At 58.0% G+C, this 14,849-nt stretch carries 10 protein-coding genes and 2 rRNA genes; 4 read left to right on the forward strand and 8 right to left on the reverse strand.

From position 1 onward, the window contains the following. Positions 1 to 4: 4 nt before the first annotated feature. A complete protein-coding gene (gene can, locus AC3IX1_RS24210; protein ID WP_007978048.1) occupies positions 5 to 649 on the reverse strand; it encodes a carbonate dehydratase in 645 nt (214 codons plus the stop codon). A gap of 170 nt (positions 650 to 819) precedes the next feature. Between can and AC3IX1_RS24215 the strand changes: the two genes are divergently transcribed. After that, positions 820 to 1,224: a serine kinase/phosphatase gene (locus AC3IX1_RS24215; protein WP_489386095.1), complete on the forward strand. Its 405-nt coding sequence runs from the start codon at positions 820 to 822 to the stop codon at positions 1,222 to 1,224. A gap of 119 nt (positions 1,225 to 1,343) precedes the next feature. Here AC3IX1_RS24215 and rimI read toward each other — a convergent pair whose 3' ends face one another. Both rimI and AC3IX1_RS24225 read right to left on the reverse strand, forming a co-directional pair. Further along, positions 1,344 to 1,796, reverse strand: coding sequence for a ribosomal protein S18-alanine N-acetyltransferase (gene rimI, locus AC3IX1_RS24220; protein WP_007978046.1), 453 nt, complete (start codon positions 1,794 to 1,796; stop codon positions 1,344 to 1,346). Then, a complete protein-coding gene (locus tag AC3IX1_RS24225) occupies positions 1,789 to 2,535 on the reverse strand; it encodes an energy transducer TonB (RefSeq protein WP_489388784.1) in 747 nt (248 codons plus the stop codon). The genes rimI and AC3IX1_RS24225 overlap by 8 nt, the downstream gene beginning before the upstream one ends. A 219-nt stretch (positions 2,536 to 2,754) precedes the next feature. Here AC3IX1_RS24225 and mksB point away from each other — a divergent pair, with 219 nt between their 5' ends. From mksB to mksF, 3 genes are read left to right on the forward strand one after another with little or no spacing between them, the layout of a single operon-like run. Continuing rightward, positions 2,755 to 4,032, forward strand: coding sequence for an Mks condensin complex protein MksB (gene mksB, locus AC3IX1_RS24230; RefSeq protein ID WP_489317240.1), 1,278 nt, complete (start codon positions 2,755 to 2,757; stop codon positions 4,030 to 4,032). Then, positions 4,022 to 4,723: an Mks condensin complex protein MksE gene (gene mksE, locus AC3IX1_RS24235; protein ID WP_489386096.1), complete on the forward strand. Its 702-nt coding sequence runs from the start codon at positions 4,022 to 4,024 to the stop codon at positions 4,721 to 4,723. Before mksB ends, mksE begins: the two co-directional genes overlap by 11 nt. Continuing rightward, positions 4,720 to 7,560: an Mks condensin complex protein MksF gene (mksF, locus tag AC3IX1_RS24240; RefSeq protein WP_489386097.1), complete on the forward strand. Its 2,841-nt coding sequence runs from the start codon at positions 4,720 to 4,722 to the stop codon at positions 7,558 to 7,560. The genes mksE and mksF overlap by 4 nt, the downstream gene beginning before the upstream one ends. 193 nt (positions 7,561 to 7,753) lie before the next feature. Here the strand turns inward: mksF and AC3IX1_RS24245 are convergent, their stop codons facing one another. The 5 genes from AC3IX1_RS24245 to AC3IX1_RS24265 all read right to left on the reverse strand — a co-directional run bounded on the left by AC3IX1_RS24245 (position 7,754) and on the right by AC3IX1_RS24265 (position 14,618). Next, positions 7,754 to 10,057 carry a PqiB family protein gene (locus tag AC3IX1_RS24245; RefSeq protein ID WP_489386098.1) on the reverse strand — a complete coding sequence of 768 codons (2,304 nt, stop codon included), beginning with the start codon at positions 10,055 to 10,057 and terminating at the stop codon, positions 7,754 to 7,756. Further along, positions 10,050 to 10,673 carry a paraquat-inducible protein A gene (locus AC3IX1_RS24250; protein WP_095945250.1) on the reverse strand — a complete coding sequence of 208 codons (624 nt, stop codon included), beginning with the start codon at positions 10,671 to 10,673 and terminating at the stop codon, positions 10,050 to 10,052. Before AC3IX1_RS24250 ends, AC3IX1_RS24245 begins: the two co-directional genes overlap by 8 nt. After that, a complete protein-coding gene (locus AC3IX1_RS24255; protein ID WP_489386099.1) occupies positions 10,660 to 11,319 on the reverse strand; it encodes a paraquat-inducible protein A in 660 nt (219 codons plus the stop codon). Before AC3IX1_RS24255 ends, AC3IX1_RS24250 begins: the two co-directional genes overlap by 14 nt. A 145-nt stretch (positions 11,320 to 11,464) precedes the next feature. Further along, positions 11,465 to 11,580: ribosomal RNA gene (gene rrf, locus AC3IX1_RS24260) — 5S ribosomal RNA — on the reverse strand. Positions 11,581 to 11,724: 144 nt separating this feature from the next. Continuing rightward, positions 11,725 to 14,618 (reverse strand): 23S ribosomal RNA (locus tag AC3IX1_RS24265). Between the last annotated feature and the right edge of the window lie 231 nt (positions 14,619 to 14,849).

Consider the following 14,849-nt stretch of genomic DNA (forward strand, 5'->3'; position numbering starts at 1 on the left):
GGTCTCACAGAGGTTCGAACGGACGCAGGCGGTACTGCGGCGGCAGTTGCTCGAACCCGCTGATGGTCGCATTCAGGCTCTTCCAGCGGCCATCCTTGATGCCGTAGATGCAGCCGTGGATCGACAGGCTCTGCCCGCGGTGCCAGGCGTTTTGCACAATGCTGGTGTGACCGACGTTGGCCACTTGCTGGATCACGTTGAGTTCGCAGAGACGGTCGACCCGCTCTTCTTCGGTGGCCAGTTTGGCGAGTTCTTCGCGCTTTTCGTAATACAGGTCGCGAATCGAGCGCAGCCAGCCGTCGATCAGGCCGAACTGACGATCCTGCATCGAAGCGCGCACACCGCCACAGCCATAATGGCCGGTGACGAGAATGTGTTTGACCTTGAGCACATCGACCGCGTACTGGATCACCGACAGGCAGTTGAGGTCGGTATGCAGCACGACGTTAGCCACATTACGGTGTACGAACAGATCACCCGGCAACATGCCGACGATCTCGTTGGCCGGCACCCGGGCGTCGGAACAACCGATCCACAGGAACTCAGGGGTCTGTTGGCGAGCCAGCTTGGCGAAGAAGTCAGGATCTTCCTCCTTGATCGCAGCGGCCCAACGCTCGTTGTTATCAATCAGATCTTGTAATTCGTTCATGCTTTGAAGCCTCAAGAATGATGCGCAGCTTTGACTGACAACCGTCCGTCGGGGTCACGCGCGAAATGCAGATGCTCTCCTGATCCGTAACACACGGGGCTCCATGCCGGTGGAATTCTCGGTCGCCACGTGGGTCAACCGTAGTAAGGCCTACAGTATGAGGAATTGCCATGAATGATTCACGACGTCCGTACGATGCGGTGCAACCGGAACCCGTCGATGACAACGAAGACCGTATGGGCTCGGTGCGTGAGCTGGATTTCGACACCGAAGAACCCAGCGCCAGAATCGGTGACGATCCGCCGGAAAAGGAGCGCGAGCAACGGATGCCGCGCCAGCGCGGACGCGAAGCGGGTCTGACCGGTGCTTCGACCAGTGACGATCAACCTACCGACGACGACCTGAGCCCGGAAACCCTGATCCGTGAAGACGGCGCCCGGGATGCCCATGAGGCGGGCGATGATAAGCGCGCGGATTGGGACCTGAGCATCGTCGATGAGGACGATATTGGCGGTGGCAATGGTCTGGATGAGGCGGAACTCGCGCGGCGCGATCCGATGGACGGCAAGCGCTGATCTTCGGTGTCTGAAAGATCGCCATCGTCGGATCGCCGCCCGGAGCAGGCTCACTCCCACAGGTTTTATGCACGACACAAATCTCTGTGGGAGCGGGCTTGCTCGCGAAGCTTTTAAGCTCAATCCACCAAAGTGCAGGCCATGACCACCGCATCTTCGCGCCCGCCCACCGCCGGGTAGTAATCCCGACGCCGGCCGATCTCGTTGAAACCATATCGCTCATACAGCTTGAACGCCGCGGTATTGCTGTCGCGCACTTCCAGGAAGCACTCCCGGGCGTCGGCCTTGTAGGCGATCGACATCAAATGCTCAAGCAATGTCAGCCCCAGGCCACGGCCCTGGTTTTCCGGCTTGACCGTAATGTTCAGCAGGTGCGCCTCGTCGAGGATGATCTGCACCACACCGTGGCCGACCTGCTGCTGCCCCTCGAACATCAGCCAGATCTGATACTTGCCCAGGCCATCGAGGAAAATCCCGCGGGTCCAGGGATGGCTATAGGCCGCGTATTCGATTTTCAGTACGGTTTCCAGATCCGCCTCGGTCATCGGGCGAAACGATACAGCGTCACTCATTCGATTCTTTCCAGCGCGCCATCAGCCGACGCATGGCTTGCCAGACATCAGCCTTACGCTGTGGCTCTTCCATTAATAATTCCAGGCCCGGCACCGCCCAGGCCAAGCCCAGGCCTTCGATCTGCAACTCGCGATTGAACGCCTCGGCATCCGCCTCGCCGGCAAATCGCACCGCAGGCAGGCCAATCAGCCACAAGCAGGCGCATGGCGTTTCTTCCATGCGCACCGAGAGAAAACCTTGCACGAAGTCGCGGGCCGCTTCCGGGCCCTGATCCATCGTGCCACGCACCAGCAGCGGCCAACGCACCGGCTCACCGACGATTTGCGGGCTGTCCGGCAGACCCGCTGCACGCAACATGTCCCTGAGCAGCAGGTAGGCAGGATCGCGAGTCTGGAAGGATTCACCTGTGGGTAACTCCACCAGCAGCAGGCAACGCCCGGCCCGCAGCAATTGCAGGGCGAAACGCGGCGGCGGCAGGATAGGTGCCTTGACCACGACCGGCGCCTCTTCAGCCTCTTCCACCGGTTTGGCACCGGTGCGCGTGCTCGCCAGCGATGGCCGCGGCACCTCGACCTTCACCCGCTCGGCCGGCTTGACCACCGGTGCCACAGGCGCTTCAGCCACGGCAACAGGTGCGACCGGCGCCACGACAACCGGCTCGGGCATCTCCAGCAGCTCGGGCCGCGACGGCGCGGCAAAGGGCAATTCGGTGCGCGGCAGCCAGTTGACCACCTGCATGGCGGCCAGATAAGCGCGACGACGGGACTCGATAAGCAAAGGTCGGCCACTTGTGGATAACTAAAGTGCGCTGATTCTACCGCCGTTCGCTCAAGATCGCCCGCAGTTGATCGATGCACTTTACCGAAAAGAAGGCGACAGCCTGTCCCGAGATTGAATCGCATTGCCCCCGATGCAGTACAATCGCGGCTTTTAATCGCCAACCAGCCGGCCATTCCGATGATCGAACCCAAGCGCGTCTTGCGCGCCCTCGCTGAACACTGGGCACTTCTGGAGCCACTGTGCGAGCACTTCGACCAAGGCACACTGAGCCTGAACGAACTGCGCACGCAACTGGCCGCCCAGCAACTCGACAGTACGCCGCAGGACATCACCAGCCTGCTGGATGTGTGGATTCGCCTCGATATCCTGGTTCCCGTGGCCAAAAGCCCGAACCGTTTCGAGCTCAATGCGCAGATTCACGACTTTCTTGCTTATCTGCGCCGTGAACACCGCCTGGGCCTGTGCCTGGAGATCGAAGCCTACCTGCGCCACCTCGAGCGTCTGGCCGGTTATATCCAGGACGCGTTCGATATCCGCGACGGCAATGACCTGGCCCGCCAGTTGCGCCTGCTCGACATGCGCGTGCGGGACGTGCTGAAAAAACTCGATAACGACGAACAGGCACTGGTGGCCGTCGCCGAACGGGCGAAAACCAGCGACCGGCAGATTCCGTTGCGCCAGCGTTACGCTGAAGTGCTGGCGACCTGGGACGAATACGTCGAGCCGATGATTGATCTGGTGAACGCCGACGGCGCCTTCGAACAAGGCGTGCGCAAGGTCGAAACCGTCCTGCTGAAGATGCTCAGCGAACAGCAGCGCCTCGGCCACCTGGTCGACGACGACATGCTGCTGCGCACCCACGCGCGCATCCTCGAAATGCAGACCAGCGCCCAGCTGACCCTGCGTCACGCCCGCGAGCTGCTGTTGCCGCTGCGTGAAGAAGCGCGCCGGCACAATGCCGTGACCCGTGGCGCCGCATTGGCCTTGTCGATGATCCGCCGCAAAGGCATCGACGCCGTGCCGCAAGCGGCGATGCCGATGTTCACTCGTCCGCAAAGCACCTTCCTCGGCAGTGCGAGTCAGGTCGAAGCCTACGTTTATGCCCTGGCCCGCTTCGAACCGAAACCGGCGCGCTTCCCCAAGGCTCACAAGACCCAGAAAGGCGAAGCGCCACGGGCGCCTCGCACCGTTCGGGAAATGCTCGAACGCTGCGAAGACGCCCTGCCGATGCCGGACCTGATGACCTGGCTGCTGGAGCAGGAACCGGACGGCGCCACCGACGAATTGCTGTACTGGTTCTCGCGTCTGTCGCGGGAAAAACGCTTCAAGCGCGAGCGTCTGGAACGTCGCCAATACCATACTCACGAGCACCAGGTCAGCCTGCGCTCCTTCGCCCTGCTCTCGGTCAGCGACACCGCCGCCGAGGATTCTGCGAGCACTCCTTATGCATCTTGATCTATCCGAACTGTCCCATCTGGCACCGATCTTTCGCGAGCTGTTCAAGGGTTACCACGTCAGCCGCCGCGATCCGGAGCTGTACGCACAGTTGTCGAACTTTCAGGACCAGTACCGCACGCTGTTCAAGGCCCTGGGCTTTGAACTGGTCTGCGACACCCGCGGCTTCTACTACTTCGTGCCGGACCTCGCTGCCGCCGCGGTGAACAAGACCGCGCAGCGACTTGCGCTGTTCACCTTCATCCTCGTCGAGCACCTGGCCGACCAGGGCCGCGACCCGATCTCCGTGCTCGATGGCGGCAGCCTTGGTCGCGACGAGCTGCCGTCGTTGCTGGAAAAGTACCGTGACCTGTTCATCCAGGCCGAAGTGCAGACCCAGGACGAACTGGAAGAAAAGATCATGCGCCGCATGACCCAGCTCGGTTTCGCCAGTGAAGAAAACGGCATCTACCGTTTCCTGCCGCCGATGCACCGCTTCCTCGATGTGTGCCTGTCGGTGCAGCAGGACCGCGATCTGGCCGCCAGCCTGCACAGCGTCCTGCCGTTGCCGGTGCCGGTACTGATCGACGATGACAGCGACGAAAAACTGCTGCAGACCGACGACCCGCTCGACCTCGCGGAATTTGCAGACGAAAGCGAAGAAGACGCCCTGGCCCGGGCCATCGCCGAAGAACAGGAGCTCGACGCATGAGCAAGGAACGTTACGGCATCCGCCGCTTTGCCCTTTTGAACACCGCCGGCTACAGCCTCGGCCTGTTCCCGCTGGAAGAGCCGCTGTCGGTCTACGGCGCGAACAACCTCGGTAAATCCGCCTCGATCAACGCCTTGCAGTTCCCGATCCTGGCGCGCATGTCGGACATGAGCTTCGGCAAGTACAGCCTGGAGCAGTCCCGGCGCTTCTACTTCGCCTCGGACACCAGTTACATCCTGGTGGAAGTTAACCTGCCCCACGGCCCCCACGTGATCGGTGTGGTCGGCCGCGGCCCGGGCGGCGGCTTCGGTCACCAGTTCTTTGCCTATGCCGGCAAGCTGGACCTGGCCCACTACCAGAAAAACGACACCTGCCTGCGCCAGAAAGAACTGTTCACCAACCTTGAGCGCGAAGGCCTGAAAGCCTACGAGCTCAAGCCGGATGAACTGCGCCGTTTGCTGGTCGGTGGTCACACTTCGATCCCGCTGGACCTGACGCTGATTCCACTGCGCTCCACCAGCGAGCAGAGCCTGAAGACCTTCCGCGCGCTGTTCATCAACCTGCTGCACATGCGCGAAATCACCGCGGCCAAGCTCAAGCAGCTGTTCCTCGATGCCTTTGAGCACAGCCTGCGTTCCGGCAGCGTCGATTACATTGCCGCGTGCGAAGAAGCGTTTCGCGATGTACGACGCATGGAGCAGGACTACAACTCGCTGGTCGCCGCCGGCCCGCTGGTCGAAGCCTTGGCCAACGGCGTGAAGCAACGCGACATCCTGCGCGGCAAACTGCACCGGATCTCGCCGCTGCTCGACTCCTTGCTCGGCACCTGGTCGGACTATGCCAGTGCGCGCAAGGAAGAGCTGACCATTCAGGCCGAGCACTACCGTAACGAGCAGGACGCCCTGCAAAACGACCAGCGCGGCGGTACCCAGGAATTGATGCGTCTGGAGCGGGAAATCACCGGCATCCAGCGCTGGCTCGGCGAATTGTCGGTGCTCAAGCATCGCTTTGCCCTGGTCGATGACGTCAAGGTGCTGGAGCAGCAACTGCTGGCCGCCAAGGACGCCCATGACGAACTGGCCGGTGCGCTGGCGCAGTCCCGACAGTTCAGCGCCGAAGACCTCGAAGAGCGTCTGCGCGATCTGGAAAAACGCCTGAAGTCGGTCAAGCAGCAACTCGATCACGCCGACAACAACAGCTACGCCCGCCTGCGCGAAGAGTTCTCGCAGCAAGACGTCGAACGCCTGATGCGCCTGTTCAACAGCGCGCTGTTCAGCCTGCCGCTAGGCGAACACGGCATCACCCTCGACGAAAACGGCGACTGGGTGAAATCCGTGGAGCTGATCCTCGACGGCTTCAAAGGCGAGCGCTTCGAAGTGCCGGGCCTGTCCATCGACATCTCGCACATCGAGCCACCGGCATTGCAGGCCCTGGCTGACCGCGCGGCTCTGCGCGACCAGAAGGAACGCCTGGACAAAGAACTCAAGCAACTGAAGACCCAGCAGGCCGTGGCCGCCGACCGCGCCGCGAGCAAAACCCAGACCGAAGCGCTGTACCAGCAAGTGCTGGACGCACAAAAAGCCCTGGAAGACTTCCGTCGCGCGCAAACCCTGAGCGCCGAGGAAGGCGACAAGCTGGAACAGCTGGCGCAGATGGAAGCCGCACAGGACGAATTGAAGCGTTCGAGCGATGCCTTCACCGAGCGCGTCCAGCAACTGTCGGCCAAGCTGCAACTGGTTGGCCGCCAGATCGGCGATATGGAAGCCAAGCAACGCACCCTCGACGATGCCCTGCGCCGTCGCCAGTTGTTGCCGGCGGACCTGCCGTTCGGCACACCGTTCATGGACCCGATCGACGATTCCATGGACAACCTGCTGCCGCTGCTCAACGACTACCAGGACAGCTGGCAAGGCCTGCTGCGGGCCGACGGCCAGATCGAAGCGCTGTACGCTCAGGTGCGCCTCAAGGGCGTGGCCAAGTTCGACAGCGAAGACGATATGGAGCGTCGCCTGCAACTGCTGATCAACGCCTATGCGCACCGTACCGACGAAGCCCTGACCCTGGGCAAGGCTCGCCGTGCCGCCGTGACGGACATCGCCCGCACCCTGCGCAATATCCGCAGCGACTACGACAGCCTCGAACACCAACTGGCGCTGTTCAACCGCGAGATCAACAAACGCCAGGTCTCCAACCTGCAAAGCTTCCGCATCGTGCTCGCCCCGAACAAGGAAGCGCTCAAGCACATCGACCAGATCATCCACAGCGCCGGTCAGTACGAAGAAGGCGAAACCCTGTCGGTCTTCGACCTGAGCCAAAGTGCCGAGCAGGACAACAAGAACGAAGAGGCCAAGGAATACCTGGCGCGTCTGGTGGCGGCCAACCACAACCAGCTCGGCCTCAAGGACCTGTTCGAACTGGCGTTCGAGATCACCAAGGTCAACGGCCAACCGGTGATCCACACCGACATCGACGGCGCCGCTTCCAACGGCACCACCATGACCATCAAGGCGCTGACCAACATGTACTTGTTGCTGCACTTGATGGACCGTGACCAGGCCGGTCGCGTGCGCCTGCCGTACTACCTCGACGAGGCGGCGGACATCGATGAGAAGAACCAGGCCGCATTGCTGGAAACCAGCCTGCAACTGGGCTTCGTGCCGATCCTGGCGAGCGTGAAGCCGCAGGTCTGCGCCAGTGTCGCCATCGACCTGGAAGGCGGCAGCGGCCCGGCCGGCATCTACATCGACGAGGCGGACTGGAAGTACATCCGTCGTCACGACCAGGTGAAGGCGACGGTCAACGAACAAGCGGATGAACCGGAGCTGGATGCGGTCTGAGGCTTGAATCGAAGGCAATAAAAAAGGCCGCGGTCCATTGGATCGCGGCCTTTTTTATCAACCTGTTTTTAGCCTTTCAGTGTGTTTGAAGGCCTCTTCGCGAGCAGGCTCGCTCCCACTTTAGATCGGCGTAAACGCAATCCATTGTAGGAGCGAGCCTGCTCGCGAAGACGGCAGCACAAGCACCATCAAACTACTTGCCGAGTGAAATCTTCGGCGCCCACCCCAGCCATTCCTCTTCAAACTTGTCGAACAGCGCAAACGTCTGCTCCGGTCGCGCCAGGCTGCCCATGCGCTCGCCATCCGGCGTGGCAAAGGCGACACCGCCCTGAATCATCGTTTCCAGGGATTCAGTGCGCACCGTTGCACCTTTGAACAGACCGACATCGAAGTCAAAACCGCTGGTGTTCCAGAACCTTGTACCGCTGCGTACCAGTGGCGCGTACTTCGGCTCGATCAGGATATGGATCAGGACGCGATCAGCGGTCTGGCCCAGCTCATAACCGGTCACCTTGCCCACGGTGATTTCGCGATAGGTCACTGGCACGCCGGCCTTCAGCGAACCACGACGGGCTGCGCTCAGCACCAGACTCAATCCCGCTTCCTGCTTGGCAGTTTCGGGAGCTGCGGCCAAAGCGACAAAGTTCTTCTGCGGTCCCAGGCTCTTCGGTGCTGGTTGTACCTCGATATATTGCCCGGTCACCAAGGTTTCGAGGTTGGACGTTTTGATCAGGCCCAGCTCAGGTTTGACCACCCAGAACTGACTACCGACCCGGGCAATGCGCTCCGGCACTTCATTAATCCGCGCGGTCAGCAGCACCGATTGCAGGTCGTCACTCAGGTCAACGTCCTCGATCTTGCCGACATCCAGGCCCTTGAAGCGAATCGGCGTACCCGTATGCAATCCATCGGCGCGGTCTACCTTGATGGTGATCACCTCGCCCTTTTGCGTGGCGTCGTCATGGCTGGCGAACAAGCGGAAACGTGGAATGCGCTTCTGTAGCGGCGCCTTGGCTTCCGGGGTTTCAAACGCAATACCGCCGGCCATCAAGCTTTGCAGCGATTCGCTTTTGACTTGAACTCCACCAGTCAGTCCGCCCGTGAGCGTGATGCCGCTGGCATTCCAGAAGCGTGTCGAGGCGTTGACCAGATCCTCGTATTCCTTCTCGATGTGCACGCCGATGATCAACTGCTTTTTGGTGCGCGAGAACTGATAGCTCTGTACCGAACCGACCTTGACCTGCTTGTAGAGAACCGGGCTGCCGACCTCCAGTGAGCCAAGGTTTTCGGTGAACAACACCAGGTGCAGGCCCGGCGCACGCAGATCCAGTGGTGGCGCCTTGGGCCGCGCCACGAATTCGCGTTGCGGTGCAGCACCCTTGTCACCAGGACGCACAGCGATGTAGTTACCTTTGACCAGCGCTTCCAGGCCGGTAATCCCCGCCAGGGAAATAGACGGTTTGACCACCCAGAACTGTGTGCCCTCGACCAGGTAATCCTCGGCCAGCGGATCCATCGTCAATTCGGCGGTGGCCCCGGACAGATCTGGATCGACCTTCAGCGCCTTGAGATTGCCGACCTGAATGCCTTTGTACATCACTGGCGTACGACCGGCCTGCAAGCCTTCGAAGTCGCTGAGCTTGACCTTGACCCGGATACCGGCCGCCGCTGCATCGAAGTCTTCATAGAGCCTGAACGGCAGGCTTGGGTCGGTAGGCGGACTGTCCTTGCGGTTTTCCGGGGTGGCGAACGCAATACCACCGGCGACGATGCTGGCCAGGGATTCACTACGAACCTTCACACCCGACAGATTGGCATCGATGCTGATGCCGCTGGCGTTCCAGAAACGTGTGTGCTTGCGCACCAGCTTGGCGTAGGTCGGCTCGATGAAAACCTTGAGCTCAACGGTGCTCTGATCTTCGGAGAGCACGTAGCTCTTGATCTGCCCCACCTTGATCTGTTTGTAGAACACCGGACTGCCACGGTTCAACGAGCCCAGGCGGTCGGCCTTGATGGTCAAGTGCAGACCGGGCTGGGCATCGGAGAGCGGCGGTTCCTGGGCCAGGGCCTTGAACTTGCGGACGGGCTCGCCTTCCCCCGGGCTGATGGCGACATAGTTACCTGAAACCAGCGTCTCAAGACCGGTGATCCCTGCCAGCGTAACGCTCGGCTTGACCAGCCAGAAACGCGTGCTGGTCCGCAGGTATGGCTCTACGTCCTTGTTCATTTCGATGCTGGCGATCACACCTTTGGAACTGCCTTCGTCATCGAGCTTGAGGCTTTTGACCTTGCCGACCGACATGCCTTTATAGACAACTTCGGTCTTGTTGGCCTGAATGCCCTCGCCACTCTCAAAACGCACCTGAATCTCGATACCGGTCTCACTATAGGCCCGCCAGCCGAGCCAGCCGCCGATGATCAAGGCGATCAGAGGCAACACCCAAATGGCAGACCAGTTCGAAGCCGGTCGGGTTTTCGCTACAGGCAAATCAGTCATGGTCGTCGTCCGACTCCGTGTTATCCCAAATCAGTCGGGGATCAAAAGTTACTGCGGCAAGCATCGTCAGAATCACCACCGTGGCGAAAGCGATGGCGCCAAGATTGGCTTCGATGCTGGCAAGCCGCCCAAAATTCACGACCGCCACGAGGATGGCGATCACAAAGATATCGAGCATCGACCAGCGGCCGATGAATTCAATGAAACGGTACATCCAGATACGCTGGCGAGCCGAAAGGGGCTGACGGCGCTGCACGGAAAACAGCAGCAGGGCGATGCCTACCAGCTTGAAGGTGGGCACCAGGATACTGGCGATAAACACCACGGCCGCAATGGGGAACATGCCGTAGTGCACCAACTCGATCACACCCGCCATGATTGTGCTGGGCGCACCTTTGCCCAAGGAGTTCACGGTCATGATCGGCAACAAATTGGCCGGTATGTAAAGAATGGCGGCGGTAATCAGCAATGCCCAGGTACGCACCAGGCTATTCGGGCTGCGGGCATGCACCAGCGCCCCGCAGCGCGTACAGACTTGCTCATCGGTATCAGCTTCCTGCCTGTTCAATTCATGACATTCCTTGCAAATCAGAATGCCTGCATCAATCGCCCGCATGGGCATCCTCTCCTGATAACGCTTGCCAGATCTGGTGAGGCGACATCACGACCTCCAGCCAGACTTGAATCAGCAACAAACCAACGAAGCACGCCAAGCCGAGGCCTACGGTGATGGCTGCCATATCTGCCAGTTTTACGATCGCCACCAGTACGCCCATGAAGTAAACCTCGAGCATCCCCCATTCGCGTATATGGTGATAAATGCGATAGAGCAACAAGCCATAGCTGCGGCCGACATTGAAACGGATACTCAACAATACGGCCAGTTGGCACAGCAGCTTGAGCAGTGGGATCCCCATGCTGCACAGGAACACAATCACTGAAACACTTTGCATGCCTGTGTCAAAAAGGGCGACAACACCACTCCAGACAGTGTCTTGCGAAGATTGCCCGAGTAGATTGAGCTGCATGATGGGTAAAAAATTCGCCGGAACAAACAACAACAAGGCGGCGATGACCAGGGCGAGACTGCGCTGTACGACGTTATACCGATTGGCATACAGCTCGTAGCCACAGCGCGGGCACAGGGCTTTTTCGCCATGTGCGAGTTCGGGTTTACGCATGAGCAAGTCGCACTCATGGCAGGCAACCAGATTTTCTAGTGGTAATTCTGACAGCCCTTGGGCGTCAACCGAATCCGGCATAAGCGCTCTGACTCTGAAAAAGTTGGACCTATTCTAGTGCCATGAGCTGAAAATAACTGTGCAAAATGTGCAACGAGCAGCTCTGTTTTTTCACGCACAAAAACAAAACCCCAACTGCTTTCGCAATTGGGGTTTCGGAATTTAATCTTGACGATGACCTACTCTCACATGGGGAAACCCCACACTACCATCGGCGATGCATCGTTTCACTGCTGAGTTCGGGATGGGATCAGGTGGTTCCAACGCTCTATGGTCGTCAAGAAATTCGGGTACTGAGTCGTGACCAGATGGCCTCGCTTCAGCAAATTGGGTATGTAATAGATTTGTGTGTTTTTCGAACTTTCGGTTCATTGCGTCTTCACACACCGCAATCTGGCCTTTCGACGCAAATTGCTTGGGTGTTATATGGTCAAGCCTCACGGGCAATTAGTATTGGTTAGCTCAACGCCTCACAGCGCTTACACACCCAACCTATCAACGTCGTAGTCTTCGACGGCCCTTCAGGGGACTCAAGGTCCCAGTGAGATCTCATCTTGAGGCAAGTTTCCCGCTTAGATGCTTTCAGCGGTTATCTTTTCCGAACATAGCTACCCGGCAATGCCACTGGCGTGACAACCGGAACACCAGAGGTTCGTCCACTCCGGTCCTCTCGTACTAGGAGCAGCCCCTCTCAAATCTCAAACGTCCACGGCAGATAGGGACCGAACTGTCTCACGACGTTCTAAACCCAGCTCGCGTACCACTTTAAATGGCGAACAGCCATACCCTTGGGACCGGCTTCAGCCCCAGGATGTGATGAGCCGACATCGAGGTGCCAAACACCGCCGTCGATATGAACTCTTGGGCGGTATCAGCCTGTTATCCCCGGAGTACCTTTTATCCGTTGAGCGATGGCCCTTCCATACAGAACCACCGGATCACTAAGACCTACTTTCGTACCTGCTCGACGTGTCTGTCTCGCAGTCAAGCGCGCTTTTGCCTTTATACTCTACGACCGATTTCCGACCGGTCTGAGCGCACCTTCGTACTCCTCCGTTACTCTTTAGGAGGAGACCGCCCCAGTCAAACTACCCACCATACACTGTCCTCGATCCGGATAACGGACCTGAGTTAGAACCTCAAAGTTGCCAGGGTGGTATTTCAAGGTTGGCTCCACGCGAACTGGCGTCCACGCTTCAAAGCCTCCCACCTATCCTACACAAGCAAATTCAAAGTCCAGTGCAAAGCTATAGTAAAGGTTCACGGGGTCTTTCCGTCTAGCCGCGGATACACTGCATCTTCACAGCGATTTCAATTTCACTGAGTCTCGGGTGGAGACAGCGCCGCCATCGTTACGCCATTCGTGCAGGTCGGAACTTACCCGACAAGGAATTTCGCTACCTTAGGACCGTTATAGTTACGGCCGCCGTTTACCGGGGCTTCGATCAAGAGCTTCGCGTTAGCTAACCCCATCAATTAACCTTCCGGCACCGGGCAGGCGTCACACCCTATACGTCCACTTTCGTGTTTGCAGAGTGCTGTGTTTTTAATAAACAGTCGCAGCGGCCTGGTATCTTCGACCGGCGTGGGCTTACGGAGCAAGTCCTTCACCCTCACCGGCGCACCTTCTCCCGAAGTTACGGTGCCATTTTGCCTAGTTCCTTCACCCGAGTTCTCTCAAGCGCCTTGGTATTCTCTACCCAACCACCTGTGTCGGTTTGGGGTACGGTTCCTGGTTACCTGAAGCTTAGAAGCTTTTCTTGGAAGCATGGCATCAACCACTTCGTGTTCTAAAAGAACACTCGTCATCAGCTCTCGGCCTTAAGATCCCGGATTTACCTAAGATCTCAGCCTACCACCTTAAACTTGGACAACCAACGCCAAGCTGGCCTAGCCTTCTCCGTCCCTCCATCGCAATAACCAGAAGTACAGGAATATTAACCTGTTTTCCATCGACTACGCTTTTCAGCCTCGCCTTAGGGACCGACTAACCCTGCGTCGATTAACGTTGCGCAGGAAACCTTGGTCTTTCGGCGTGGGTGTTTTTCACACCCATTGTCGTTACTCATGTCAGCATTCGCACTTCTGATACCTCCAGCAAGCTTCTCAACTCACCTTCACAGGCTTACAGAACGCTCCTCTACCGCATCACCCGAAGGTGATACCCGTAGCTTCGGTGTATGGTTTGAGCCCCGTTACATCTTCCGCGCAGGCCGACTCGACTAGTGAGCTATTACGCTTTCTTTAAAGGGTGGCTGCTTCTAAGCCAACCTCCTAGCTGTCTAAGCCTTCCCACATCGTTTCCCACTTAACCATAACTTTGGGACCTTAGCTGACGGTCTGGGTTGTTTCCCTTTTCACGACGGACGTTAGCACCCGCCGTGTGTCTCCCATGCTCGGCACTTGTAGGTATTCGGAGTTTGCATCGGTTTGGTAAGTCGGGATGACCCCCTAGCCGAAACAGTGCTCTACCCCCTACAGTGATACATGAGGCGCTACCTAAATAGCTTTCGAGGAGAACCAGCTATCTCCGAGCTTGATTAGCCTTTCACTCCGATCCACAGGTCATCCGCTAACTTTTCAACGGTAGTCGGTTCGGTCCTCCAGTTAGTGTTACCCAACCTTCAACCTGCCCATGGATAGATCGCCCGGTTTCGGGTCTATTCCCAGCGACTAGACGCCCTATTAAGACTCGCTTTCGCTACGCCTCCCCTATTCGGTTAAGCTCGCCACTGAAAATAAGTCGCTGACCCATTATACAAAAGGTACGCAGTCACCCAACAAAGTGGGCTCCCACTGCTTGTACGCATACGGTTTCAGGATCTATTTCACTCCCCTCTCCGGGGTTCTTTTCGCCTTTCCCTCACGGTACTAGTTCACTATCGGTCAGTCAGTAGTATTTAGCCTTGGAGGATGGTCCCCCCATATTCAGACAAAGTTTCTCGTGCTCCGTCCTACTCGATTTCATGACCAAGAGATTTTCGCGTACAGGGCTATCACCCACTATGGCCGCACTTTCCAGAGCGTTCCGCTAATCTCAAAGCCACTTAAGGGCTAGTCCCCGTTCGCTCGCCACTACTAAGGGAATCTCGGTTGATTTCTTTTCCTCAGGGTACTTAGATGTTTCAGTTCCCCTGGTTCGCCTCTTGCACCTATGTATTCAGTACAAGATAACCATCTTATGATGGCTGGGTTCCCCCATTCAGACATCTCCGGATCAAAGTCTGTTTGCCGACTCCCCGAAGCTTTTCGCAGGCTACCACGTCTTTCATCGCCTCTGACTGCCAAGGCATCCACCGTATGCGCTTCTTCACTTGACCATATAACCCCAAGCAATCTGGTTATACTATGAAGACGACATTCGCCGAAAATTCGAATTTCTCAATTAAGAGAACTCACAAATTTTACCTTAGCCTGATCCGTTACCAGTGAAAGTAACGTTCAGTCTATCTTTCTATCACATACCCAAATTTTTAAAGAACGAACTAGTCAAAGACTAGAAATCAACATTCACCATCGAACCGATGGAATGCTCATTTCTAAGCTTTATA

This window comes from Pseudomonas sp. KH_046_2, from assembly GCF_057838985.1.

Excerpts from the sequence above, each read along its gene's own strand:
- rimI (WP_007978046.1), bottom strand. The coding sequence starts at position 1,796 with ATGAGTGACGCTGTATCGTTTCGCCCGATGACCGAGGCGGATCTGGAA.
- can (WP_007978048.1), bottom strand. The coding sequence starts at position 649 with ATGAACGAATTACAAGATCTGATTGATAACAACGAGCGTTGGGCCGCT.
- AC3IX1_RS24225 (WP_489388784.1), bottom strand. The coding sequence starts at position 2,535 with ATGCAGGTGGTCAACTGGCTGCCGCGCACCGAATTGCCCTTTGCCGCG.
- AC3IX1_RS24245 (WP_489386098.1), bottom strand. The coding sequence starts at position 10,057 with ATGACTGATTTGCCTGTAGCGAAAACCCGACCGGCTTCGAACTGGTCT.
- mksF (WP_489386097.1), top strand. The coding sequence starts at position 4,720 with ATGAGCAAGGAACGTTACGGCATCCGCCGCTTTGCCCTTTTGAACACC.
- mksB (WP_489317240.1), top strand. The coding sequence starts at position 2,755 with ATGATCGAACCCAAGCGCGTCTTGCGCGCCCTCGCTGAACACTGGGCA.
- AC3IX1_RS24215 (WP_489386095.1), top strand. The coding sequence starts at position 820 with ATGAATGATTCACGACGTCCGTACGATGCGGTGCAACCGGAACCCGTC.
- AC3IX1_RS24250 (WP_095945250.1), bottom strand. The coding sequence starts at position 10,673 with ATGCGGGCGATTGATGCAGGCATTCTGATTTGCAAGGAATGTCATGAA.
- mksE (WP_489386096.1), top strand. The coding sequence starts at position 4,022 with ATGCATCTTGATCTATCCGAACTGTCCCATCTGGCACCGATCTTTCGC.
- AC3IX1_RS24255 (WP_489386099.1), bottom strand. The coding sequence starts at position 11,319 with ATGCCGGATTCGGTTGACGCCCAAGGGCTGTCAGAATTACCACTAGAA.